The following is a 24,033-nucleotide window of genomic DNA, read 5'->3' as shown; positions in this document are numbered from 1 at the left end:
CGGCCTTCCGCGCCGGCGACAGGGGCGATGTCCGCGATCGATACGAGGCTTGTGCAGGCCGGGCGATCCCCCTCCGGCCGATCCGCCCTGGCCCTTGCTACCCCGGTCTCGCCGACGGGCAGGGTTTCAGGCGCGCGTTTCGCGTGCCTGCAACCCTTGCCCAAAGGAGGCAGACATGACTGCTCAATCAACCCAAGCCCGTATCCCTGCGGCGGCTGGCGCCGCCGCGACCGGAGCGGATCAGGAGCCGGTTCACGGTGCGGAGATCGTGGTTCCGCTGAACCGGTTGAAGGCGTCCCCGAAGAACGCCCGGAAGGTGCCGCACAGCGCGGCGACCATCGAGGCGTTCGCCGCCTCCATCAAGGTCAAGGGGGTGTTGCAGCCGCCCGTGGTCGAGATCGAACGCGGCGAGGACGGGACGGCCACCGGCAATTACCTCGTAACCATCGGGGAGGGGCGCCGTCAGGGCCTGAGGCTCTTGGCCAAGCGCAAGCAGATCAAGCGGACCCATCCGGTCAAGGTTGTCGTAGATACCGAGAATGACGCCCATGAAATCAGCCTCGACGAAAACACCACCCGCGAGGCCATGCACCCCGCCGACCAGTTCGAGGCGTTCAAGCGGCTGGCGGACGAGAAGGGCTATGGCGCCGAGGAGATCGGCGCCCGGTTCGGCGTCACGGCGACCGTAGTGCTTCAACGTCTGCGGCTCGGGGCGGCGGCCCCGGAGCTGATGGCGGCCTATCGGGAGGGGGCGCTGGCGCTTGATCAGTTGATGGCCTTCTGCGTCAGCGGCGATCAGGACCGGCAGCGTCAGGTGTTCGAGCAGTTGGGCGAGTACCGTCCCGTCCACGCCATTCGCCGGGCCATGACCGAGGCCAAGGTCAGGGCGGACGACCGCCGCGCCGTCTTCGTCGGCGTCGAGGCGTATGAGGCCGAGGGCGGTTCGGTGCTGCGCGACCTGTTCACCGAGGACGGCGGCGGCTGGCTGGAAGACCCGGCCCTGCTGGACCGGATGGTGGGCGACAAGCTCACCGCTCTGGCCGACGAGGCGCGCCAGCGCGAGGACTGGAAATGGGCCGAGGCCGCGTCCGACTACGTCGCCGTCAACGCCCTGGGCCGGGTCTATCCGGTCGAGGTCGTCCGGTCCGAGGACGATGCGGCGCAGATCGCCGCCCTGTCCGAGGAATACGACGCCCTCGTCTCCGAGGCCGGGCCGGAAGGGCTGACGCCCGAAGCCGACGCCCGACTGGAAGAGATCGATAAGGCCCTGCAAGCCTTCGGTCCGGACTTCGACTATCCCGCCGAGGTCAAGGCGCGGGCCGGGGTCATGGTCCTGTTGGGACATGACGGGCTGGCCCGGTTCGAGCGGGGTCTGGTCAGGGCCGAAGATGCGGTCAGCGACCGCGCGCCCGATCCGGACGCCCCGGAAAGCTGGTCTGAGCCGGAGACGCAGGACGGCGAAACGGCGCCGCCCGCGCCGGACGCCGAGGCCGACGAGGGACCGGCGCCCCTGTCCGAACGGCTTGTGATCGACCTCACCGCCCATCGGACCATGGGGCTGCGCGATGCGGTTCAGGCCGATGAAAACATCGCCCTGACGGTGGTGGTCCATGCGCTGGCCTTGCAGGTCTTCTACCCGGCGTGGGGGACGTGGACGCCCCTGCAAGTGCGTCTGAGCGTGACCGGTCTGGAGCGGCTGGCGCCCGGCGTCAGCGACAGCCCGGCCGGGCGGCGCGTGGCCGACCGGCTGGAGGCGTGGGGCGCCCGTCTGCCGGAAGAGGCGCGAGACCTCTGGGCCGTGCTGATGACCCTGCCGCCGTCGGACCTTCTGGACCTGATGGCCTGTTGCGCGGGCGTCGGTCTCTACGCTGTGCGTGACCCCCACGACCGCAAGCCGGACGCCTTGGCCCATGCCGAGACGCTGGCGACCGCCACCGGTCTGGACATGACCAGGACGTGGACGGCCACCGCCGCCAGCTATTTCTCCCGCGTGTCCAAGGCGCGGGTTCTGGAAGCGGTGACCGAGGCGACCACGCCCGAGGAAGCCGGGCGTATCGCCGGGTTCAAGAAGGGCGATATGGCCGAGGCCGCCGAGCGGCTGGTCGAGGGCAAGGGCTGGCTTCCGTCCGTACTGCGCACCGTCTCGAATGCGGCGGAACCGGAGACACCGGAGCCGCAAGGCGAGGCGACCGAGCCGCCCGCCGCCGATGACGACGCCTATCGGTTCGCCGCCGAATAGACGGCGTCAGGGCCGAAAACTCGCCGCGCGCCCTTTGGGGCGCGCGGCTTTTTGTCTCCGGGCAAGGCGCCGATGCCCGGTGTCGCGCTTCGGCGTAACGCTGTATGACCAGTGTCGGGGGGACGGACCGATGTACCGGAACTCGGGCGACCTTTTCCGAACCGAACGGCTCCGGGTCGGGTCGCCCACGTCTCCCTCGGACGAGGTATAACCCGCGCATGAAGCCCAGCAAATTCATCGCGCATCAGGAACGACGGCTGAGGCGCGCGCTGAGCGACGACGAGCGCGACGCCGTCGAACAGGCCCGCGAGGATACGACCACGGGCCAGTCCGACACGGTCAAGGCGATGTGGAAGGCGTTGGACGACGCGCCTGAACCCGATCCCTAGAACCCGCGCGAGAAACCGTCCCACCAGCGTCAGGGCGCCGTCGCGAGAGCTAGGCCGCTCTGGCCTGCGGCCACAACGAACCGTACTTCCGCGCCTCCTGTTTGCGGCGCCGGTCCTGCGCCCGTGCGCCGTTGGGCCGACAGTCGATGTCCAGCTCAAGCAGGTGTGACTGCGACATGTTGAAGGTGACGTTCGGCCACTCGTTTCCGTCCAGGTCGTGCGCCGTCCGGTATCGGAAGCCAAGGTGGACGGCCGCGACGATCAGGGGACCGTTTGCGACATAGTCCGGGCCCAGAGGCGCACCGTCGGGGAAGGTGCAGGCGAAGTTCTCCGCGATGTGCTTCAGGCGATAGCTGTCGGTGTCGGGGCGGATGGTCTTCGTCGCGGGCACCGACGCCAGCATGGCGAGCGCGCGCAGCACATGGTCGGCGACGGCGATGTCTTTCAGCTCCTCCCGATACGCCTGGACCCGGTCATAGTGCTCGTAGGGCGTCTCCCAGCGACCATCGCTGCGGCGTTCGGGCCGCCCGAAACCCCATCCCCATTTATGGAGACGATCGTCGCGATCCATCGCCGTGAGCGTGATCGCATGGGCTGCGGCGCGCAGCAGCATCGACGCCGGCGCATCGAAGCCGCGTTCGGTCAGGTAGCGGCCGAAAGACTCAGGATCGATCCGTCGAGAACCGCCCGCGTCTATGCGAGCGCGCAATTCGGCGTTGGAGTGGAAGCCCAGTCCACGCGCCAGCGCTTCGACGCGGTGGGAGGATTTGATTCCGGGAGCGGTCTGTCGAAGTCCGGCCTTGAGGCGCTCAAGGGTGACAGGGTTCAGAGTGATGTCGAGTTCGACCATGGCGTTTGCCTCTGTGGGTGCGCAGGTCGCCGATTACGCTGCGGCACACGAGGAAAACGTGGGGCCGAGGAAGGGATTGCAAGCCACGAGACGTTTGACCCGGCGACAGGTCACAGGCGCCTAACCCGACGGGTATAATGCGCTGAGTCGAAGCTCGTGGTCGATAGGAGACATGAGAATAGGGGGGGTGGATTGACCTGTCAGAGAACGGACAGCCTGATGCCCACTCCGACCTGGCACCCACGGATGTCGAGGGAATTCTGCAACCGAAGGCCGCCATGACCGACATCATCGTCGATGTAATCGAGAATCCGTACCACAAGGCTGAGACCAAGCCGCACTACCTCAATGTGGCTGAGGCGCGAATGACGTGCTTCGAGGCATTCAACATCGTCACCGCGAGCCAGGCGTTGGGTGGCGAGTACGAGATGGCGGACGAGGAGGATCCTGAGCCAACCAGCCTCTTCCGCTTGCACCACGCGTTGGCCGAGCCGCGCCTCTCAGAGCTGCTGCTTCAGATCGCCGTTTTCGTACGAACCTTCGACGACGTCATGACCGATCTCGACCCGGAGGCTTACCGGGCTCATGCCGCCGCCACGAACGGCGAGAACTACATAGGGGACCTGGACGGAACCCCACTGAGCCTCCGCGAAGCCTGCAACAAGATCATCCATGCCGTTGATTTTCGCCCTGTCTACGATCACTCGGATCGACAGGTTGCCGACGGTAGCTACAAAAGGGTCTGGTACATGACCGGTGAGATCGAGATCGGAGGCATGAGAGGGCAGCACCAGTGGGCCGTGCTGCTTTTCGTGCAGCCATTCCTCGAAGTGGTAGTCGATCGCATCGACTTCACATCAGCCGCTTCTCAGGCCGGCCGCGAGTGATCGTTTATGGACGGCTTGATCGACAAGTTCATCCGTGCCCGAGCGCTCCTCTCTGTCTCCATCAATGGCCTTTGGATCGGGTACAACAACCTTCCGACCGCCGTTCGCCGCTTCTGTGCTCCCGCCTTCTTCCACAATGAGGGCGAGCCGACGTTCGACCTGACGACACGGGGCTCGGCAATCTTGCTGCGCTTCCAGGGGCGCAACTTCGCCGTCCTGACGCATCATCAGCTAGGCAAGGGCGTCCACACTCTGGAAGCGAAGGACTTCACAATAGGTATCGACGACCGCGACGGGAGGAAGGTCGGTTTGACGCCGGTCGCGGTCACCCGTGTGTCGGCTGAATCCTACGCGGCAAAGAACCTCGAGGACCTGCAAATCTGTGAGTATGAGGATGTCCGGAACGGGCGTGATCTGACAGACCGGTTCTTGAAGCTGGACTTGTCGCATACCCTCGAGACAGTCCCCTCGGATGCGATCAAGGGTATCTTCGCTATCGGCTTTCCCAGCGAGCTAACGGCTGTTGAGATTGGCGAATGGGATGAGGATACCGGCGATCCCCCCATGTCTATGCGGTTCCAGTGGGTGAAGGTGCACCTTCAGCCCGCTGCTGCGACGCACCCCTTCGACCCTGATAACCGGATTATTCTTGAGCCCGACCCCAAGGCACCAACCACCCTATCCAACCCCGATGGGCTGAGCGGCGCCCCAGTCTTTTTCGTTTGGCAGGATAACAACAACCAGGCTTGGTTGGGGCTAGCAGGGATGGTCACAAACGCCCGGATAGACCGGTTCGCGGTCTACAGCACCATCTACATCAGGACCGCGTTGCAACAGCACGTGGATGCTGCTGCCGTTGAGTAAGAGCCTGGTCTAGCTTGGGAGAGGCGGGGCCAGCGCTGTGGACCCGTGTTCCGGTCCAGCGGCTTGTGCGGAGAGCGTTCGCGAGGAATGACCTGCAAGGGTGACTGGCGCTCCGGACCGCCGCTCCGCATAGTCCCCCGATGATGTGGTTCGACGAGATCGAGAAGAAGCGCGGCAGTTCGCCCGTCGTGACCGATGACCCGAGCCATGTCGGCAGCGGGACCTTGATACTGGATGGGGAGAAGTCGCAGGCGGTTCTACTTTCGGACGGAACGTTGATGGGATCCACCAACGAAGACGGTTGGTTCCGGCTTCGGCTCAAGGGGCCGGATGGTCGACCCATCCTGCTCCACAATGCTCTTCTTACCAGCTCGACCCAGTACACCGGCCAGCATGGCCGGATGTATGAGGAGCATGTCTATCCTAACGCGGTCATTCTCGGCTCCGACGCTCTGCTGCCCGGATACAAGGTTCCGTCGATCGCTTTCACGATGAGAAATCTAGGGGCCTTCTTCCACTACCAGCACGTGGAATCCCACCACCTTTTCCGGCCGGCCAAGCATATCGTTGCTGCGCTCAAAGGCCTTCGCGACAAGAAGGACCGCTCATACGACCTGTTCAAACCGCAGGAGGTTTTTGTCGTCCATCAGTTCCCGAGAGTGCTGAGCTTCAAGGTTGATGGTCATAGGTACGAGGTATTTGTTGGCTCGAAGCAATCCGGGCTCGGGTGGAAGAAAATCGACTTTCAAACCGATCCAATCGCGACGATCCACTTCGCTGAACCGCTCGGCATCGAAGAGGCGATGGATCTCGCGTGGCAGTGGAAACGCTATTTCGAGAACCTTGCGCTGCGGCCGATCCCCTGGACGTCGCTTACGGCCCGGTCGGGACGCGGTCGCGCAATGCGGGACGCTGACTTTTACCTTCCAAACCACGACAGTCGATCGGCGGATGAGAATGGGCCGTTCCAGTTCTGGCTTGGAAACATCCCTCTGAATCGCTGGAGCGAACGAAACGCCCTCGCCACCGTCATGAAGACGTGGACCGAACGAGAAGGCGACCGTCACCGACTGCGCGGGGCGGTTCAGAGTGTAGCCAGAAACCTGCGCCGAGGCAGTTCGCTCGATGACGTCGTCGCGCTCTGCGCCGGCGTCGAGAGTCTGGCGGAACTGAGAGGTCAACCGGCGCTCTCGTCCGAACAATCCCGTATCATCGCCGACGGTGCGATTACCGTCGCCAAGGCAAACGGGATCGACATCGAGGACGCTCGGCTACGGGGTGTCATCGGCAGTCTGCAGAACCAGAGCCTTGGGCAGCGTCTGAAGCTCATGTTCGCAAGTCTGGAGCCTTTCATCAACAAGGCTCAGGCGAAGACGCTCATCGCTGCCATCATGGAGCTGCGTCAGATCGCGGCCCATGGCCTTTCGCCCGCTGCGGACGTCATGCCGAAAGCGAGTCCGACGGTGGAGGGCTTCGCCTGCGCGTGCGCGCTCTACGATCTCGTGACCTGTGGGATGCCTGTCAGAAGCGCCTCCGACCAGCGCGTCGGTCTTCTAGGTCACGCAACTCGGTCCATCGGCGAGCTGGAGAACATTCGAAACCGGGCGAACCGCCTGCCTTAACTTGGTCGGGACACCGAGCCACGCGAATGACCTGGGGCATTGCCGAAGCGATCCGCTGCTAGCTCTGTCCTTCAGCTCGGAGTTCGGCGAGCCGGCGATCGGAGGCTTCGGCCACAATCTGGCGGAGCAGCTCGATGCGCTCTCCGAGATAGGCGAGCTCCTCCTCCGTGATGCGGTAGTGGCGGGAGTAGCGAGCCTTCACATAGGCCGCGCGCAAAAGTTCGAAGCAGCGCTTCTGGAACTTGGTCTCCTGCGGCCAGACCTCGCGCAGGCGGGGTTCCAGCGGCTCGGTGATCTTCCGGAGATGGACGAGGTTGTGGCTGCGAGGTGCATAGAGCGTCAGAACCAGAAGAAGGCCCTGATACAGGGACTCGGTCGCTTGATGCAGATTGAACGCTGCGCGCTTCAACCGGGCATTCTTGATTAGCGTTTCGGCGGCTAGCTTGAAGTCGGCGAAGCTCTCTCTCCATTCTTCGGAGTACTCTGACGCCTCTTCCAAAGCGGTAGCAGGGGGCAGCGGCTGCGGGTCCGACAGCTTCACGCCGGGTGTATCCTTAAGGACAACGCCCTCGCGGACGATGTCGATGAAGAACGGACGGCCGTGCTCCAGCTTGAAGTTCACGTCGTCGAGGCTGTGAACGATGAGCTCGGTGGAGGTGCGCATGGCGCCGAGCGTCCACTGCTCCATCAGCTCCTCATTGACCTTCTCCCAGAACTCGATGTCCGTGAGATCCTCGTGATCGACGATGACCAGCAGATCGAAATCCGAGAAGTAACGGCTGATCGGATCGTGGACCCAGTCGCCTCGTGCGTAGCTCCCGTAGAGGATGATCTTCAGGATGCGACCGTTCTTTAGTCGGTCGGCCCGTCGCGTCGAGATTGCCTTGGCGAACCCCTCCTCGATGATGTCGACGTACCGTTCCAGCTCGCGCTGCTTGGTCGGCGACAGTTTGCGGAGAGGGCGTTTCATGGGGTGAGTCTCGGAAATGCCCGGCCTCGAAGCAAGGTCGAAAACATCGCATCCCTGTCGCAGCGGCGATCGGGCATCAGAACAGGGGCTCGTGATCGACGTCGTCTCGCCGCAGGCCATAACGCCGGATCAACAGCGCTTCCAGCGCGTCCGGATCTCTCATTCGTCCGCCCTGCAAGCCCCACGAACCGACGTGGGCGCCGATGAACATCAGCCTGTTCACTCTGATGGCCTCGTCCGAAAAGGCCTCGGCGGACAGCGCTTCATCCGGTTCTTCAGGCCTGTTCAATTCGGCTTTCGCCTTCTCCATCACCTCGCGCGACGGTCTTCCCGCCACATCGAACGAAAATCGGGCGTTCAAGGCGATATTCGCCAGGATGCTCAGGATTTCCCAGTCCTTGAGTCCCTCGTCGCGCATCGCCGCGAGGCGGGCGCGCACATCCGGATCCGCTAGAATTACTGGGAGGGTGTGGCGGAGATAGGCGAACGAGCGATCGTATCGCTGCTCAATCCACAGTGCGGCTTCATCCGCATCGTATCCTGGCCCGGGCCCCGTCGGCCCCGACAGCGCCTCGATCTTTCTAAGCTCAAAGTCGCGTTCGGGCTCGATGGTCGGCAACGCCTGGCGGATCGCCTCGCCGAACGCCTCCTCAGAGATCAGGTCTCGGTAGAGTTCCGGGTAAGGGCGAGCGGTGAAGAGCTCGCCGGCGAGCGCTTCCATCTGGTCGCTCAGTGCTTCGGCCGCTTCCTTCGGCGGCAACAGCGACAGGGCTCCGAGGATCGGAGCGAGGACCCCTTGAATCATCGGCCATGGGTCTGGCGGGCCTCCAGACGGAAGGGTGAGGCTGAAGGTGCGTATTGTGGTCGGCGTGCTGGGTTCGACTTCCTCGAACGCAGGCTCCGCGCGTGTCGGATCCACCCGGACATCGATATGCACTTCACCCGGAAGGGTCACCAGATCGACCCGGAGCAGGATGACGGCGAAAAGCTGGAGGCTGGCTATAACCTGTTCGGCCTCGGGCACGACGGCGTAGCGGTTCTCGAACACGCACGTCCAATCGATATCCATCGCGCGCCAGCGAACGGTTCGCTTCGGGCCAAAATCACTGAACGGACGATCAAGGAAAGCCTCCTGGAGACGATCCCACAGTTCATCCGGGCTATCCTGCATCCAGAAGCCGTCCGCCGATTCAGAAGCGGACCGGATCGGATCCCAGAGTACAGGCGGCCAGTCGGCGTACAGTCTGTCAAAGGTCGGCAGCGCCTCGGGGGCGAGCCTGAGAAGAGCCCCACGCCACGTCGTCAGTTGCCCGATGTTGACGTTGAGGTCCGAGTGCTTCTGAAGGTCGAGAGGGTCCGCTTCATGCTGGACATGAGCGTGCAGCATCGCCGCCATCGCCTGAATGAAACCAACCGCGCAGCCTGAGTTGTCCTCGAAGTCCGCCACGGACAAGCGCGCGGTGGGCAGAAGCGGGTCGAGCGCGTCCTCGGGGTGGTACTCGGCAATGAAGGCCGCCGCGAGCGCGTAGTTCTTGGCTGCATAGGTCAGCCCCAGATCCCGGTAGCAGTCCGCGAGCAGGAGCATGACGCGGACGGCACCCTCAATGCGGTCTCCAGAAAACCACTTCGCCTTGGCCTTGTGGAGCTCGCGGATCGCCGTCAGTGGATGATCATTGTCCAGGAGCGCGAGCGCCCGTCTGAACGCCTTTTCACCTGCCACGGCGCCGCCGGCCCGTTCAGCGATCAGTTCGTCGGCGCGTTCCGCCAAGGCGAGCAGCTCCGCATCCTCGCCCGCGATCGCGATCACCTTGGTCAGGAAATCCGAGAAGTCTTCGATCGGGAAGAGTGGCGTAGACTCGGCTTCATCGAGCATTCGTCCCCAGTCCAAACGAGACGCGTTTGGATCGCTTGGCGTGTCCGGAGCGCTCGGGAGTCCGCTGATGTGCCCGCGCACGCGAAGTAGCCCGGTGCGACGCACCGGGCCGGGCGCGGTCTCGATCTCGCGATCGATCACGTCGAGAAGGGTGTTTCTCCACTCAACGAGCTCTTCCAATGAGCCGTGATAGGTCGAGTGGAGCAAGCCGCCGTGCGCATAGACGAGCAGGGTGGCTGCGTTCTGCAGGTCAGCCTGACCGGTCCATTCCCCGACGTCGGAGTAGTAGTCGCGGAGCCTGTGCGCCTGGGGGTTCAGATCTCCGAACCCTCGAAGGGACGCGACCGCGATCTCATAGGCCGCGTTCCGGGCGAGACCACGCGGTGTCGCCTCGTGCGCCGCGAAGACCTCCATCTTCGAAATCCAGAAGCGGAGGTCGTGACGTGCTTCGATGTCGAAGGTCGCTCGCCGCACACCGCGTTTTATGTCCGTGAAGTCGGCCTGGCTTATCACCAGCGGTTCGCGGTCTCGCCAACGGGCAAGACGATCATCGTACCCGTCGCCACTCGCAGGACCTGCGGGGCCGATCTCGGCCGGCAGCGAAAGGTACTGCTGGGCGATCCAGAACAGGTCGCGATCTGCCAGCCATTCGGCGATCGCCTGGCCATCGAAAATCCTGAGCTCGATGTTGTGCTCGTCTCTCGCCCACTTCTGCAATCTGCGGCGCCGGCCGATCGGAAAATCCGCCTCGCAGAAGTAGACGATCTCATCGACGACCCCTCCCGCGACGATGGACTTCACATCCTTCTTGATCTTCGGTTCGATCCGCTTCTCGAGACTGCAGGCGAACACGACCTCGCGGGTGCCGGAGGCCTGTGCGACGAACGGCGAGTTCGCGGTCAAGGGAAGCGGCAGGTTCGTCCTGAACGACTCGAAATCCCGGCCTCCATCACCCCCCGCACTGACGGGGCCGGTCGCGGGCAGGATGTTCGAATAGAGCCGAGCTCGCGCGACGTGTCGCGTCAGATGCTCGAAGTCATGGTGCGCATTGAGCGCGCCCAGCTCGTTCAGGTGATAGCGGAGAACGCGAGAAAGCTGTGCTGGCGAGGGGCCGTCGGCCAAGGCGTTTATGTCCCGTCTAGGTTTTTGCGCCCCTTTCCGGGGCTTAGCTGTAGTTGTGATGCTGATTTGGTCGCTGTGGAAGGCTAACGGAAGTCCCGCGTTCGCACCCTGATCGCCTCAAGCGACAGATCGGGGATGTAGATGTCCCGCACCTTGGGCGTGCGGGCGTCGGGCGCGCTGCCGCGATAGACTTCGTCGCCTCGACCGTGCGGCAGGGGGAAGTGATCCCGCTGGCCCAGTGACGCCAGCAGGTCGGATGCGTCGTGCAGGCGTGTCGCCACGATGTGGACGACCTCGCCCTCGCGCTGGACCTTCCCGTCCACGACGAGAAGGCTGGCGCCGAGCACGATCCGGCGCTGCTGTTCGTAGAGGCTGGGCCAGATGACCAGATTGGCGACGCCAGTCTCATCCTCGATCGTGATGAACATCACGCCCTTGGCCGAGCCGGGCTTCTGACGGACCAGTACCAGACCCGCAACCCGGGTCTGGCGGCGGTCCCGCATCGCCGAGGCGTCGGCGCAGGTCATGACATGGCGCGACCGGAGGGTGTCGCGCAGGAAGGCGACCGGATGCTCGCGCAATGTCAGGCCGACATGGCTGTAGTCCTCGACCACCTCCTGGCCCGCCGGCATTCCGGGCAGGGTCGCGTCCGGCTCAGCGACCTCCGGCGTTGTCGCGCCATCGTCCTGGACGATGGCGAACAGGGGCAGGGGATCATCGCGCAGGGCCTTGATCGCCCATAGCGCCTCGCGCCTTTGCAGACCCAGCGACGGCAGGAAGGCGTCCGCCTCGGCGAGGCGGGTGAGGGCGCCGACCGGTGTCGAGGAGCGTCGCCAGACATCCTCGACACTGATGAAGGCGGCCGCCCGCCGGTGAACGACGAGACGCCCCGCGTCCGCGTTCGCCAAGCCGCGCACCATGCGCAGGCCGAGACGGACGGCGAACTGGTCCTCGCGACCGGTCGGCTCTAGGGTGCAGTCCCAACGGCTGGCGTTGACACAGACCGGGCGGATTTCGACGCCGTGCTCACGGGCGTCGCGAACGATCTGGGCCGGGGCATAGAACCCCATCGGTTGGGCGTTCAGCAGAGCGGCGCAGAAGACGTCGGGGTGATGGCATTTGAGCCAGGACGACGCGTAGGCGATCAGGGCGAAGGACGCCGCATGGCTCTCGGGGAAACCATAGGAGCCGAAGCCCTCCAGCTGGCTGAAGGTCTTCTCGGCGAACTCGGCCGTATAGCCGCGCTCGACCATGCCGTTGACCAGCTTGTCCTTGAAATGGCTGACGCCGCCGGTGAACTTGAACGTCGCCATGGCGCGCCGGAGTTGGTCGGCCTCGGAGGCCGTGAACCCGGCGCATTCGATGGCGACCCGCATCGCCTGTTCCTGGAAGAGGGGCACGCCGAGCGTCTTGCCCAACACCCGCTCCAGCTCCGGCTTGGGATAGTCGACCGGCTCCTTGCCCTCGCGTCGTCGCAGATAGGGGTGGACCATGTCGCCCTGGATCGGGCCGGGGCGGACGATCGCCACCTCTATGACGAGGTCATAGAAGGTGCGCGGCTTGATCCGGGGGAGCATGGCCATCTGGGCCCGGCTCTCGATTTGGAAGACCCCCAGCGTGTCCGCCTTGCGGATCATCGCATAGGTCTTCGGATCCTCGGCCGGGATCGAGGCCAGATCGAGCCCGACGCCCTTGTGGTCCCGCAGCAGGTCCAGGCCCCGCCGCATGCAGCTCAGCATGCCGAGCGCGAGCACATCGACCTTCATGAACTTCAAGGCATCGATGTCGTCCTTGTCCCATTCGATGACCTGGCGGTCCTTCATCGCCGCCGGCTCGATGGGGACGAGATCGTCCAGTCGGTCGTCCGTCAGGACGAAGCCGCCCGGGTGCTGGCTCAGATGCCGGGGGAAGCCGATCAACTGGCGGGACAGGTCGAGCGCCAGCCGGAGGCGACGGTCCTGGAGATTCAGGTTCAATTCCTCGGCGTGTCGATCCTCGACGCCCTCGCTGGAATAGCTCCAGACCTGGGACGACAGCGTCTTGATCAGATCCTCGGACAGGCCGAGCGCCTTTCCCACGTCGCGTAGGGCGCCGCGCGACCGGTAGCGGATCACGGTGGCGCACAGCGCCGCGCGATCGCGGCCGTAGGTCTCATAGACCCACTGGATCACCTCCTCACGTCGTTCGTGCTCGAAGTCGACGTCGATGTCCGGCGGCTCCTTCCGCTCCTGACTGACGAAGCGTTCGAACAGCAGGTCGTTGCGGCCCGGGTCGATCGAGGTGATGCCCAGCACGAAACAGACCGCCGAGTTGGCGGCCGATCCCCGGCCCTGACAGAGGATGTCCCGGCTTCTGGCGAAGCGAACGATGGAGTTCACCGTCAGGAAATAGGGCGCATAGCCCAGGGCCTCGATCAGCGTCAGCTCATGCTTCAGGCTGGCGCGGACCTTGTCCGGCAGACCGTCCGGGTAGCGATCGGCCGCGCCCTCCCAGGTCAGTCGCTCCAGCGCCTGCTGCGGGGTCAGGCCGGGCAGGGCGGCCTCTCTGGGATACTGATACGACAGCTCGTCGAGGCTGAACCGGCAGCGCTCGGTGATCTCGACCGCCCGGCGCAGAGCGTCCGGATAGCGGGCGAATAGCCGGTGCATCTCCTCGGCGCGCTTCAGATGACGATCGGCCGATCGTTCCCGCTTGAAGCCGACATCGTCGATCGTGCAGCCCTCGCGAATGCAGGTCAGCACGTCCTGAAGGATGCGGCGGTCCGGGTGGTGGAAGAGGACGTCGTTGGTCACGACGGTCTTCACCCCAAGATCCTGCGCCAGCTCCGACAGCTGATGCAGCCGCATCTGGTCCCGGGGGCGTCGCCGCAGGGTCAGGGCGCAAAAGGCGTCAGCGCCGAAGATGTCGGCCAGGGCCGAGAGGCGTCGGCGGCACGACGCATCGGCGCGATCGGTGACGAGCACGGCGATCAGGCCTCCGGCATGGTCCGCCAGATCGGACCAGTCGAGGCGACACGCGCCCTTGCCAGCGCGCCCCTTGCCGAGGGTCAGCAATCGACACAGGCGGCTATAGGCCGCCCGATCGGTCGGGTAGACCAGTATGGCGGTCTCATCGACGAGTTCGAGACGACAGCCGATCACCAGTCTGACCCCGGTCGCCTTGGCGGCCTCATGCGCCCGCACGATGCCGGCGACGCTGTTCCGGTCGGTGATGGCGAGCGCCTCCAGGCCGCAGGCGGCGGCCTGGGCGAACAGCTCGTCGCAACCACTGGCGCCGCGCAGAAACGAGAAATGGGAGGCGCACTGGAGTTCGGCATAGCGCCGCGTCGCGGACCCGCTCATCCGAACCGGCCGTGGATGAACCAGGCCTGGGAGCCGGTCGTCGCATCCTCGCCGTCGCCGGCCCGGAACAGCCAGAAGCGCTCGCCGGCGTCGTCCTCGACCTGGAAGTAGTCGCGGACCGCCCACATCTCCGCATCGCGTCGCCCCCACTCGCCGAAGATCCGCTCCGGGCCGTCGGCCCGGCGGATCCGGCGGCGGACGCCGCGCCAGGTGAAATGGGTCGGCGGGTTGTCGGGCAGGAGCGCGATCGTCTCGATCGGCTCCGGCTTGCGGAACAGCCGCGTCGGGCGTGGCCAGTCCGGCGCCCAGGCCCCGCCCGTCGGGGCGGACAGAGGTGCGACCTTCCGGGTGGAGCGCTCCGGGACGTCGCTTTCCACCGGAGACAGCCGATAGAGCCGGTCGGCGCCGATCCGGTTCGCCAAGGTATCGACGAGCATGGACACGTCCGGTGCGGCCTCCGCGCCGAGACGCGCGGCGGCGGGCCGCCAGTTCAGCGGCTCGGCCGCACTCGCGGCCAGCGTCATGCGGTCGATGCCGAAGCCGGGCGCGATCGTTTCGATCTTGTCGGTCAGCAGCCGGGTCAGTCGGCGCACGTCGCGCACCGGCTTGGCCAGACCCACACGGACCGCCTCGATCCGGTTGTCCACGCGGTAGCAGAGCCAGTCGAGCCGTCGCGCCCCCAGGCCGCGCGTCTCCAACTGCCCGCACAGGGCTTCGGCCAGGGCACCGGCGTACCGGGCCAGGGTTTCAGGGGCCCCGATAGGCTCGGCGAAGACCCGTTCGACGCGGGGCGTCTCAGGCGCCTCGACCGGGATCAGGGGCTCGCCCGACCGGCCATAGGCCTGGTCGAGACGCCGGCCCAGCTCCGCTCCGAAACGGAGCTGGAGAGGCGCGCGGGGCCGGTGGGCGACGTCGCCGATCCGCTCGAACCCCATTCGCCTCAGCCCGGCGGGAAGGTCCGCCGGGAGGCGCAAGGCCTCCAGCGGCAAGGGGGAGAGCGCCGCATCGACGCCGTCTTCCGCGATGAGGCTCTGGTTGGCGCGGAAACGGGCGACCGCATGGGCGGCGCCGAGCGTGGGGCCGACGACGCCCCGACTGGTCACACCGACGCCCTGAAGGCGCGTCGCCAGATCGCGCAGAAGCGCCGCCTCGCCTCCCTTAAGATGGGCGGCGCCGGTGACGTCGATCGCCAGCCCATCCGGCGGATCGGCCTGGCACACGGGGGCGTAGCGGTGCATCGCCCACAGGGCGAGGCGGTCCAGAGCCTCGGCGTCGCCATGCGGATCGGCGTCTCTCACGTCCAGACCCGGGATCAGGGCCTGGGCCTGGGTCGCGGCCATGCCGACGCGCGCGCCGGAGGCGGCGGCGGCGGCGTTGCAGGCCGTCACGACTCGTTTGCGACCGATCCGGCCGGTGAGGACGAGAGGATGCTCAGGCGGCGGTGCGTCGGCGCCCAGCCGGCGGTGCAACCGATCGACGGGCCAGTTCGGCAGGAAGAGCGAGACGACCCGTCTCATCGCAAGCGTCCAGAATGAAGTCCGCCGCGTCGGCGCCGCGGCAACGCATAAGTTCGATCCGCCATCGCGCCCGACCGATCCCGGGGACCGGCAAGGGCGCCGATGGCTCGGCGCTGACGCGCCAGCGCGTGGCGGCGGCGGTCGGCTGGCCGAAGTCGGCGGCCTCCGCCGCCCGGCGCCATCGCCGGACCGCAAGGCCGATGACGCCCGACGCCTCGGCGGCCAGCTGCAGCCGGCGCGAGGCGGTCATGGTCAGGCGGGATGTCTCGCAGACGACGCCCGCCAGCCCGCCATGGCGCAGGCCCTCCTCGAAACAGGCCATCAGCGCCTTCTCGTCGCCCGCCTCGACGTAGATGACCCGGTCCGGTCCCAGCCCTGCATGGTTGAGCGCGGGGGCGAACAGGTCGGGGCGGGTGATGCACCACAGAACCGGTCCGGGCAGACGGGCGACGATGCCCGCCGCGAACAGGGCGGCCGCCGCGCCGCCGACGGCATCGTCGCCGCCCCCGGCCACCTCGTGGAGCGCCCCGAGCGCGAGACCTCCGCCCGGCAGGGCGGCGTCCAGCGTCGCCACCTCGAACGGCAGCACGCCGGCCGCGCGACGGTCAGCCTGCTCCAGCGCGCGAACCTTGGCGCGCAGATCGTCGAAGTGGGCCGAGCGGGCGGCCGGCATGGACGAACTCCTCCTCGTCTCTATGATGTTCCTGAAATGTTCTGGTTCGAAGGTGAGGCCGGAGTCAATCCGGCCGGTGCCTTTTCCCCCGGGATTTGCGGCGACCCCGGAGCCGTGAAATCCTCGGCGCGACGTCACGGGAGCTCAGGTCATGTGCAACGAGTACCAACTCATCCTGCCGTTCGACGATGTGATCGCGGCGTTCAATCTGACGGGAAATCGGCTCGTCTTTCCCGGCGGCATGCCGAACTTCGGCCCGATGGCCTCGATCCGCATCGGGGATCGGGCCCCGATCATCCAGATGGGGGCGGAGGGGCCCGAAGCCGTCATGACGCCCTGGGCCTGGAAGGGGCAGGGCGGACGCCCGGTCTTCAACTTCCGATCCGACGGGCGATCCTTCGAGGGGTCGCACCGGTGCCTGATCCCCGCGGACGGCTTCTTCGAGTTCACCGACCCTGAACCCGGACAGAAGAGAAAGACCAAATGGCGCTTCACCCTGTCCGGCCAGCGGCTCTTCTGGGTGGCGGGCCTGATCAAGGACGGCGCCTTCGCCATGCTGACCACCGAGCCGGGGGAAGATATCGCCCCCTATCACGACCGGCAGATCGTGGTGCTTCGGCCCGAGGACGGTGCTGCCTGGCTCGACCTTCAGCGGCCCCAGACCGAACTGTTGCGGGCTCTGCCCGCCGGGAGCCTCGACGTCGAGAAGGTCTTCCCCGCCGCAGCCTGAGCGCCGGTTTGAGCCTGGGCGGGTTGGGGCCTGACCGACCATGCCGGGGACCGATGGCGATGACGGGGTGTTCGGGGCGGCCGGGGTCTCGCATCCTTTTCGCGCCAGCCGGCGCGGCCTCTCGATGAGGCGGATCTGACCGAAACCCGGTCGGCTGGCGCAACCGCTTGCGCGACTTTCATCCCCGGCCTGACGGCCTTCCTCGCGAAACAAGAAAGTCTCTTGTCGCGGTCCTCCGCTTCGCTGCGGGGGCTCGCTCCACTCTCCCTGCGCGCCGCCCGGGCCCCGGTCTCCCGATCGCCATCGAGGCCGCGGCAGGCGTGGCCCGAAGCAAAGGAGAGACTGACATGGCCACCATCGGCACCTTCACCGCCCAAGGCGACGGCTACACCGGTTCGATCAAGACCCTCACCCTGAACGTCAAGGCGGCGGTTCTTCGGCCCAACGAGAAGAACGACGACAAGGCCCCCGACTTCCGGATCTTCGCCGGCCAGACCGAGTTCGGCGCCGCCTGGAAGCGCAAGAGCCAGCAAGACCGCGACTACCTCTCGGTCAAGCTCGACGATCCCAGCTTCCCGGGACCGATCTACGCCTCCCTGGTGGAGGTCGAGGGCGGACACAGCCTGATCTGGTCCCGCTGACCAAAGAGCCGCGGCGGCGCGGAGACCGCGCCGCCGCTCCTTCTTCCCACACTCCGTTTCGAGGAGGCCGCCATGACGCGCCCCGCCGATCCCGCACGCCCGGACATCCACACCCGGGTCACCCAACAGATCATCGCCCAGCTCGAAGCCGGGGTCCGCCCCTGGACCCAGCCCTGGAAGGCCTCGATCTCCGTCAGCCGCCCGCTCCGCCATGATGGAACGCCCTACAACGGCATCAATGTCGTCCTGCTCTGGGGCGAAGCGGCCAGCCGGGGATTCAGCCGCTCCACCTGGATGACCTTCCGTCAGGCGCTGGCCCTCGGCGCCCACGTCCGTAAGGGCGAACGCGGCGCGACGGTCGTCTACGCCAACCAGATCGTCCGTGAGGACACCGACGACACGGGCGCGGACGTCCAGCAGCGCATCCCGTTCCTGAAGGCCTACACCGTCTTCAACGTCGATCAGATCGAAGGCCTGCCGGAGCGCTTCGGCGAACCGGAGACGATCGAGATTAATCCGGATGAGCGGATCGCCCGCATCGACGCCTTCTTCAGACACTGCGGCGCCGAGATCCGGCACGGCGGCGGCAGCGCCTACTACGCCCCGGGTCCGGACCATGTGCAGATGCCGCCGTTCGAATGTTTCGAGACGGCGGACGACTACTACAGCACCCTCGGCCACGAGATGACCCACTGGACGCGCCATCCCACGCGTCTCGATCGGGACCTGGGCCGTCAGCGCTTCGGCGACGCCGGCTATGCCCGCGAAGAGCTCGTCGCCTTATCTGGACAGTCTGCGCCGCCCGCAACATTGCAGTAAGGTCGGCGATGGACGCCCACGGTAGGCAGTTATCAGGCTGGCCGTAGCGCTGACCCAAGAGCTGGCGGAGGCCAGCCTGATAACTGCCGGGCCATAGGGCGCATCGGTGTGAGGTCAGCTTCCGGGTGGGGGGTCCGGGGGGGAGGGTTTCGTGCCGGTGTCGATCATTACCGTTTGCGAGCGCCGCGACGCCAGGGGGCTCGACGCGCATGTGCCGCTGATCCTGCGGGGAGACGCTCTCTATGATCCCGATCTCGACCGCTTCTTTGTCGACCTGCCGCTAGCGGGGATCCGCTCGCGCCATTCGCTGCGCGCCTACGCCTATGACGTTGCGGTGTGGCTTCGCTTCCTCGATGCCTGCGGCACGACGATATGGGACGCGGCCCGCGACGATGTGACCGCCTATCACCGCGCGCGGCGGCGCGGCGACGCCGCCCAGCGGATCAGCGCGGCAAGCTGGAACCGGGCAGTCGCCAGCCTCGATCGCCTCTACCGCTGGGGTAAGAGCCAAGGGCTGATTGCCGAAGCGCCGTTCAGTCGGCGCGCTATATGGCGACCGGCGCATGGGGGGCGTCGGGGCATGATCGCCGCGCGCAACGACGCCTATGAACGCACTGCCAAGCGATCGGATGTGCGGTTCGTCACGATGGACGACTACCGCATTTTCCGCGACGTCGGTCTGCGCGGCCTCGCCCTTGACGGTACGGAACGCCCCGGCGCTCGCGATCGCAACGGGCTGCGCAACGCGCTGTTCGCCGATCTTCTCGTCACAACCGGCCTGCGTCTCGAAGAGGCGTCGGGCCTGCTCGCCGATGAGCTTGCGGCCATCGATCACGACCACGATCAGGCTCAGCAGCTTTGGCTGCGCCTGCCGCCGCCGCTCACCAAGGGCGACCGCGGACGCAGCGTCCTGGTCCCGCGCCGGCTCCTTCGTCAGATCACCGCCTATGTCGCCGTCGAGCGCGCCGCGGGCGTGACCAAGTTCGCCGCGCGCGACGGTGCGGCCAGGTTCGAGCGACCGATCCACGTCACCCGCGCCGGTCTCGACCGCATGCGCGATGTCTGCACCCCGGAGGAACGATGCCGCCTGATCCTGTGCGACGAGGATGGAACGCCCCGCGAGCCGGTGGCGCTATGGCTGACCGAGGTCGGGCAGCCTGTCCGCCCCAACTCGTGGGAGGTGATCTTCACCCGGGCCTGCAAGCGGTGCGAGGAGAACGGCTTCCCGCTGTCGATCAGCCCGCACCAGCTTCGCCACACCTTCGCAGTCCATATGCTCGCTCTGCTGATCCAGCAGCGACTGCGCGAGGCCGCACTGCCGGTGGGGCCGGTGGAGACCTATCGGCTGATCCTGGGCGACCCGCTGCAACAGGTGCAACGCCTGCTCGGCCACGCGAGCCTCGCCACCACCTATGTCTATCTCGACCATATCGCGACCCGCGCCGATACGGTGGATGCGGCCGTCGAGGAGCTGCTGGCGCTGTTGCCGGGACCGCAGGGCGCATGAGCGAGCGTCCCCGCAAGGGCCGGCCTGTCGCCTTCGCGCCCATCACGCCGGAGCGACCGCAGCCCGATCCGGTGTTCGGCCTCAAGTTCACCATCGAGGCGCGGCATGGCGGGACGGTCCTGGTCGATATGACCGCGCTCGATCCTCGCCCGCTCGCCATCGCCTTTGCCGGTGCGCTGCGTCGGTCGGCCGCGCTCGGGGGACCGATCGGTGCGGCCAGCGTCATCAAGCAGTATGTCCAGGTCTATCGTCACTTCTTCGCCTGGCTTGCCGACGAAGGACTGAAGGTGGTTGGCGTCAGCGACCTGCGCGCGGTCCATATCGATGGTTTCGCATCCGCGCTCGAACGGCGTGGGATGGGCGCGATCCACCGTCACATGACGGTCAGCAAGATCATCAACACACTGCGCGCGATCGAAGCAGACCGGCCCGATCGGATCGCACCCGAGCTGCATGAGCGGCTGCGCTACACGCTGGCCACTTCGGCGGGCCGCTCGACCCCGCGCGATGCCTACAGCCCCTTCGTCGCCCGCGCGCTGCGCGACGCGGCGCGAGCCGATGTCGAAGCGATGTTCCGCCGTCTCGGCGCCGACGATCGGACCGACGAGGGTGATCCGGCCATCACCGCCGCCCGCGCCGATGTCGAAGCGATCATCGCGCGGCAGGGCTTTATCGTCGCAGACCAGCCCGAGCTGAAGAGCCTTTATTTCATGCGCATGCGCCGCAACCTGCCAACCGCGACGCTCATCGACGACCTGCATGGCCGGCATCATCTGCTCGCGCGCGACCTGCCGGCGCTGCTCGTGCTGCTCACGCTTGAGACGGGCCTTGAGCCCGAGTGCCTGAAGACGCTGACCGTGGACTGTCTCGCCAATGCCCATGCCGGCACGGTGGAGCTGCGCTATCTGAAGCGCCGGGCTCGCGGCGCCGAGCACAAGAGCATGCGCATCCGCGACGGCGGTGGCGGCACGCCGGGCGGGCTGATCCGCCGCCTGATCGACGCCACGGCGGCTGCCCGCGAGCACCTGCCCGGCGATTGCCTGTGGGCCTATCACAACGTCGGCGGCCTTCGCGCCGGCATAGTCGACCTCAAGTATCCGCTCCCCGCCTGGGCTCGCCGCTGTGGCATTGTCGACGATAACGGCAAGCCGCTGCATCTGCTGCTTTCCCGGCTGCGCAAGACCCACAAGGCGCTGTGGTACACCAAGACCGAGGGGCACATGGCCCGCTTCGCGGTCGGTCACACGCGCGAGGTCGCGGCGCGCCATTATGCCGACCTGCCGTCGCTCCGGCCCCTGCACGAGGCGGCCGTCGCCGATGCCTTTCGCGAGGCGGTCGCCGCCGCGATGCCGACCGTCCTCGCGCCCACGGCCGAGCAGGCGCTGCGCGAAGCGCCCGAGCAGGCGGCGCCGTTGATGTCGGCCGATACGGTGGGGCCGTTGCTCGACGGCGAACAGGATGTCTGGCTCGCCGCCTGCTCGGGCTTCCATAGCAGCCCCTTCTCCGAGGCCGGCTCACCCTGCGCGCAGCCCTTCTGGGGCTGCCTCGATTGCCCCAACGCCGTCATCACCGCGCGCAAGCTTCCCGCGATCCTCGCCTTCCTCGCGTTCGTCGAAGAGCAGCGACCGAGCCTCCCGGCGAGCGACTGGGCGGCCAAGTTCGGCCGCGTCCATTCCCGCATCACGACCCAGGTCCTGCCGGTCTTCTCCGATGCCGTTATCGCCGATGCGCGCTGGCAGATGGAGAGCGAGCGGCTCTATCTGCCGCCGGAAGCACGCGCATGATCACGCCCGCCCATGCCCGCGCACCCGCGTTCGACGATCGGCCCGTGCTGGCCACTGCGCCGCTCAAGGCGGGCCACGCCCGCGAAGAGCTGTCGCGGGTCGGCGACTCAAGCTGGGATCTCGGTCCCGCCGTGTTCCGCGAGAACGCGCGGCGCTGCCATGTCACCGTGCATTTCGACGTGCTCGAACATGCCGATGTGCAGGCGGCGATGCGTGCCTATCTCTACGCCCGCCTCAACGTCGATCTTCCCGGCTACCGCCCGAAGCTGCCGCCGGCGAGCATCCGCCAGGCATTCAACCGCGCACGCCGGTTCTTCGCCTTCGCGCGCCTGACGCTTGGAGGGCTCGACCTTGGCCGCATCGATCAGGCGCTGGCCGATGCCTATGCCAGGCATCTTCGCCACGATTCTGCCCGGCGACCCGTCATAGTCGGCCACCTCCTCGAAGTGGTCTCCGATCTCTATCACTATCGTGACCGCCTCGCTGGCGGAGGCCTCGCGTTTGAGCCCTGGGCCGGACAGGCACCCGCCCGCGTCGCAGGCTATCGGCACGTCGTTGAGAACCGTACCCCGCGGTTTCCGGAAGATGTCATCGCCGCACTGCTCGCCTGGTCATTGCGCTACGTCACCGTCTTCGCGCACGATATTCTATCGGCTCGGGCCGCGCTGGATCGGCTCGAGGCGCGCCGCGCCCGGCTGCTTGCCGCCGAGCGCGGACTGCCTGGCGCAGAGCGCCGCCTGCGGCAGCGCGCGCGCCTCGAGCGCCATATCGCGCGTCGAGCCCGGCAAGGCCGCGGCGTGCCGATCTGGACGACCGCGCATAACGGCGTCACGCGCACCGATCCCCGCACCGGAGAAGCGACGCCGCCGATCAACGTCCATCTTCTCCATCTTCATGCCGGTGTCGATGCTGAGGCGGAACCGGCCATGCATTTCGGACTCGCCAAGGGCGTCTCCGCCCTGATCGAAGCCGCTGCCGCCGACCTGGGCGTCGAAGTGGGCGGCATGGACACGCCGATCTCGATTGATCCCGATAGCGGTCGGCCATGGCGCGCACGCTTCGATGCGAAGACGCTCGCACAAGAGGAACGGATGCTTCAGGCGGCCGCCTATATAGTGTGCGCTTACCTCACCGGCATGCGCGACTGCGAGGTGCAGGCGATGCGGCGGGGGTGCCTCTCGATCGCGCGCAGCGAGGATGGCCTGGTCGAGCGGCATCGCATTCGATCGACCATCTACAAGCGTCGGTCGACCATGGGCGAGGCGGCGAGCTGGGTGACGATCGAGCCGGTCGCAGACGCGATAGCGGTGCTTGAACGCCTGTCGGCAAGACCGACGCGCGCCAGCGGCAGCGATACGCTCTGGCCGGTGCTACGCCCCGGCGCCGCCACCAAGACGCATCTGTCGAGCGAGGTGGTCCGCCAACTCAACGCCTTCCGCGACCACCTCAACGCTGCCTTCGGCAGCCCTGATGTGCCGGTCATCCCGTCCGGACCCGGTGGCAAGCCGTGGCGCATAACGACGCGGCAGTTCCGCCGCACCATCGCATGGCACATCGCCAACCGTCCGTTCGGCACCATCGCCGGCATGATCCAGTATAAGCACGCCTCGGTCGCCGCTTTCGAGGGCTATGCCGGAACCAGCGCATCGGGGTTTCGCGCCGAGGTCGAGGCGCAGCGCCGGCTCGGTCAGCAGGGCGACCTGCTGGACTATTTCGACCGGCGGCAGGGCGGTGCCTCACTCGCGGGGCCGGCGGGACCACGCATCGCGCGGACGCTCGACGATGCGGCCGTGCAGCTCGGGCCCTTGCCCGCCATGATCGCCGACCGCTCCCGGCTACGTGTCATGCTCGCCAGCGTCGCGCGAACCCTCCATGTCGGCCTCCTCGCGGATTGCTTCTTCGATCCCGCCACCGCGCTCTGCCTCAAGCGCGTGACCACCCCCGATCCCAAGCAGCCGCTCACGGCGCTGTGCGAGCCGACCCGCTGTCCCAACGCCTGCATCACCGCCCGTCACAGGCCAGCTTGGGAACGCGCGGCCGATGATGCCAGGGCATTGCTGCGCGAACGACGTCTGTCGGATCTTCAACGCCATGCACTCGCCACCGAGATCAACCGGCTCACTACCGTGATCGACGCCATCGGCCCCGCGCCGCCGGAGGCCAACCCCGGCTGACGGCGGAAGCTCTGCGCCGGTCGGCGCGCTG

At 66.7% G+C, this 24,033-nt stretch carries 17 protein-coding genes; 11 read left to right on the top strand and 6 right to left on the bottom strand.

From position 1 onward, the window contains the following. Window positions 1-175: 175 nt before the first annotated feature. Window positions 176-2,239, top strand: a complete 2,064-nt coding sequence (locus B3Z70_RS14600) for a ParB/RepB/Spo0J family partition protein (protein WP_291834831.1) — start codon at window positions 176-178, stop codon at window positions 2,237-2,239. Window positions 2,240-2,457: 218 nt separating this feature from the next. Continuing rightward, window positions 2,458-2,628, top strand: a complete 171-nt coding sequence (locus B3Z70_RS14595; protein ID WP_291834828.1) for a hypothetical protein — start codon at window positions 2,458-2,460, stop codon at window positions 2,626-2,628. 49 nt (window positions 2,629-2,677) lie between these two features. Here B3Z70_RS14595 and B3Z70_RS14590 read toward each other — a convergent pair whose 3' ends face one another. Next, window positions 2,678-3,478, bottom strand: coding sequence for a hypothetical protein (locus B3Z70_RS14590; protein ID WP_291834825.1), 801 nt, complete (start codon window positions 3,476-3,478; stop codon window positions 2,678-2,680). A gap of 278 nt (window positions 3,479-3,756) precedes the next feature. Between B3Z70_RS14590 and B3Z70_RS14585 the strand changes: the two genes are divergently transcribed. The 3 genes from B3Z70_RS14585 to B3Z70_RS14575 all read left to right on the top strand — a co-directional run bounded on the left by B3Z70_RS14585 (window position 3,757) and on the right by B3Z70_RS14575 (window position 6,851). Next, entirely contained in the window at window positions 3,757-4,365 is a 609-nt protein-coding gene (locus B3Z70_RS14585; RefSeq protein WP_291834822.1) for a hypothetical protein, read from the top strand. 15 nt (window positions 4,366-4,380) lie between these two features. Next, the gene (locus tag B3Z70_RS14580) at window positions 4,381-5,229 is read left to right on the top strand and encodes a hypothetical protein (RefSeq protein WP_291834820.1); all 849 of its coding nucleotides are present in this window, start codon (window positions 4,381-4,383) and stop codon (window positions 5,227-5,229) included. Window positions 5,230-5,369: 140 nt separating this feature from the next. Beyond that, the gene (locus B3Z70_RS14575; protein ID WP_291834817.1) at window positions 5,370-6,851 is read left to right on the top strand and encodes a hypothetical protein; all 1,482 of its coding nucleotides are present in this window, start codon (window positions 5,370-5,372) and stop codon (window positions 6,849-6,851) included. A 58-nt stretch (window positions 6,852-6,909) separates the two neighbouring features. On the opposite strand, the gene B3Z70_RS14570 is transcribed toward B3Z70_RS14575, so the two are convergent. From B3Z70_RS14570 to B3Z70_RS14550, 5 genes are all read right to left on the bottom strand, one after another. Beyond that, window positions 6,910-7,821, bottom strand: a complete 912-nt coding sequence (locus B3Z70_RS14570) for a HEPN domain-containing protein (protein WP_291834815.1) — start codon at window positions 7,819-7,821, stop codon at window positions 6,910-6,912. Between the two features lie 76 nt (window positions 7,822-7,897). Then, entirely contained in the window at window positions 7,898-10,816 is a 2,919-nt protein-coding gene (locus B3Z70_RS14565; protein WP_292023908.1) for a hypothetical protein, read from the bottom strand. Window positions 10,817-10,899: 83 nt separating this feature from the next. After that, window positions 10,900-14,157, bottom strand: coding sequence for an error-prone DNA polymerase (locus tag B3Z70_RS14560; RefSeq protein ID WP_292023910.1), 3,258 nt, complete (start codon window positions 14,155-14,157; stop codon window positions 10,900-10,902). Next, window positions 14,154-15,674: a Y-family DNA polymerase gene (locus tag B3Z70_RS14555; protein WP_291839317.1), complete on the bottom strand. Its 1,521-nt coding sequence runs from the start codon at window positions 15,672-15,674 to the stop codon at window positions 14,154-14,156. Before B3Z70_RS14555 ends, B3Z70_RS14560 begins: the two co-directional genes overlap by 4 nt. Continuing rightward, on the bottom strand, window positions 15,589-16,347 hold the full coding sequence (locus tag B3Z70_RS14550; RefSeq protein ID WP_291839314.1) for an ImuA family protein: 759 nt from the start codon (window positions 16,345-16,347) through the stop codon (window positions 15,589-15,591). Before B3Z70_RS14550 ends, B3Z70_RS14555 begins: the two co-directional genes overlap by 86 nt. A 151-nt stretch (window positions 16,348-16,498) precedes the next feature. Here B3Z70_RS14550 and B3Z70_RS14545 point away from each other — a divergent pair, with 151 nt between their 5' ends. From B3Z70_RS14545 to B3Z70_RS14520, 6 genes are all read left to right on the top strand, one after another. After that, complete coding sequence (locus B3Z70_RS14545; RefSeq protein WP_292045807.1) at window positions 16,499-17,077, top strand: SOS response-associated peptidase; 579 nt, start codon at window positions 16,499-16,501, stop codon at window positions 17,075-17,077. 347 nt (window positions 17,078-17,424) lie between these two features. Further along, window positions 17,425-17,718: a DUF736 domain-containing protein gene (locus tag B3Z70_RS14540; RefSeq protein WP_182714080.1), complete on the top strand. Its 294-nt coding sequence runs from the start codon at window positions 17,425-17,427 to the stop codon at window positions 17,716-17,718. 72 nt (window positions 17,719-17,790) lie between these two features. Then, window positions 17,791-18,537, top strand: a complete 747-nt coding sequence (locus B3Z70_RS14535) for an ArdC family protein (protein ID WP_292045806.1) — start codon at window positions 17,791-17,793, stop codon at window positions 18,535-18,537. A gap of 151 nt (window positions 18,538-18,688) precedes the next feature. Then, window positions 18,689-20,044: a tyrosine-type recombinase/integrase gene (locus B3Z70_RS14530; protein ID WP_292045805.1), complete on the top strand. Its 1,356-nt coding sequence runs from the start codon at window positions 18,689-18,691 to the stop codon at window positions 20,042-20,044. Then, entirely contained in the window at window positions 20,041-21,828 is a 1,788-nt protein-coding gene (locus tag B3Z70_RS14525; RefSeq protein ID WP_205499360.1) for a hypothetical protein, read from the top strand. The genes B3Z70_RS14530 and B3Z70_RS14525 overlap by 4 nt, the downstream gene beginning before the upstream one ends. Beyond that, on the top strand, window positions 21,825-24,002 hold the full coding sequence (locus tag B3Z70_RS14520; protein ID WP_039574906.1) for a hypothetical protein: 2,178 nt from the start codon (window positions 21,825-21,827) through the stop codon (window positions 24,000-24,002). Before B3Z70_RS14525 ends, B3Z70_RS14520 begins: the two co-directional genes overlap by 4 nt. Window positions 24,003-24,033 lie beyond the last annotated feature (31 nt).

This window comes from Brevundimonas sp. UBA6550, assembly GCF_002434505.1.
In the GTDB taxonomy this organism is placed as follows: Bacteria; Pseudomonadota; Alphaproteobacteria; order Caulobacterales; family Caulobacteraceae; genus Brevundimonas.
The sequence above is the reverse complement of the archived record's forward strand: the minus strand, read 5'-3'. Positions and strand labels throughout refer to the sequence as shown.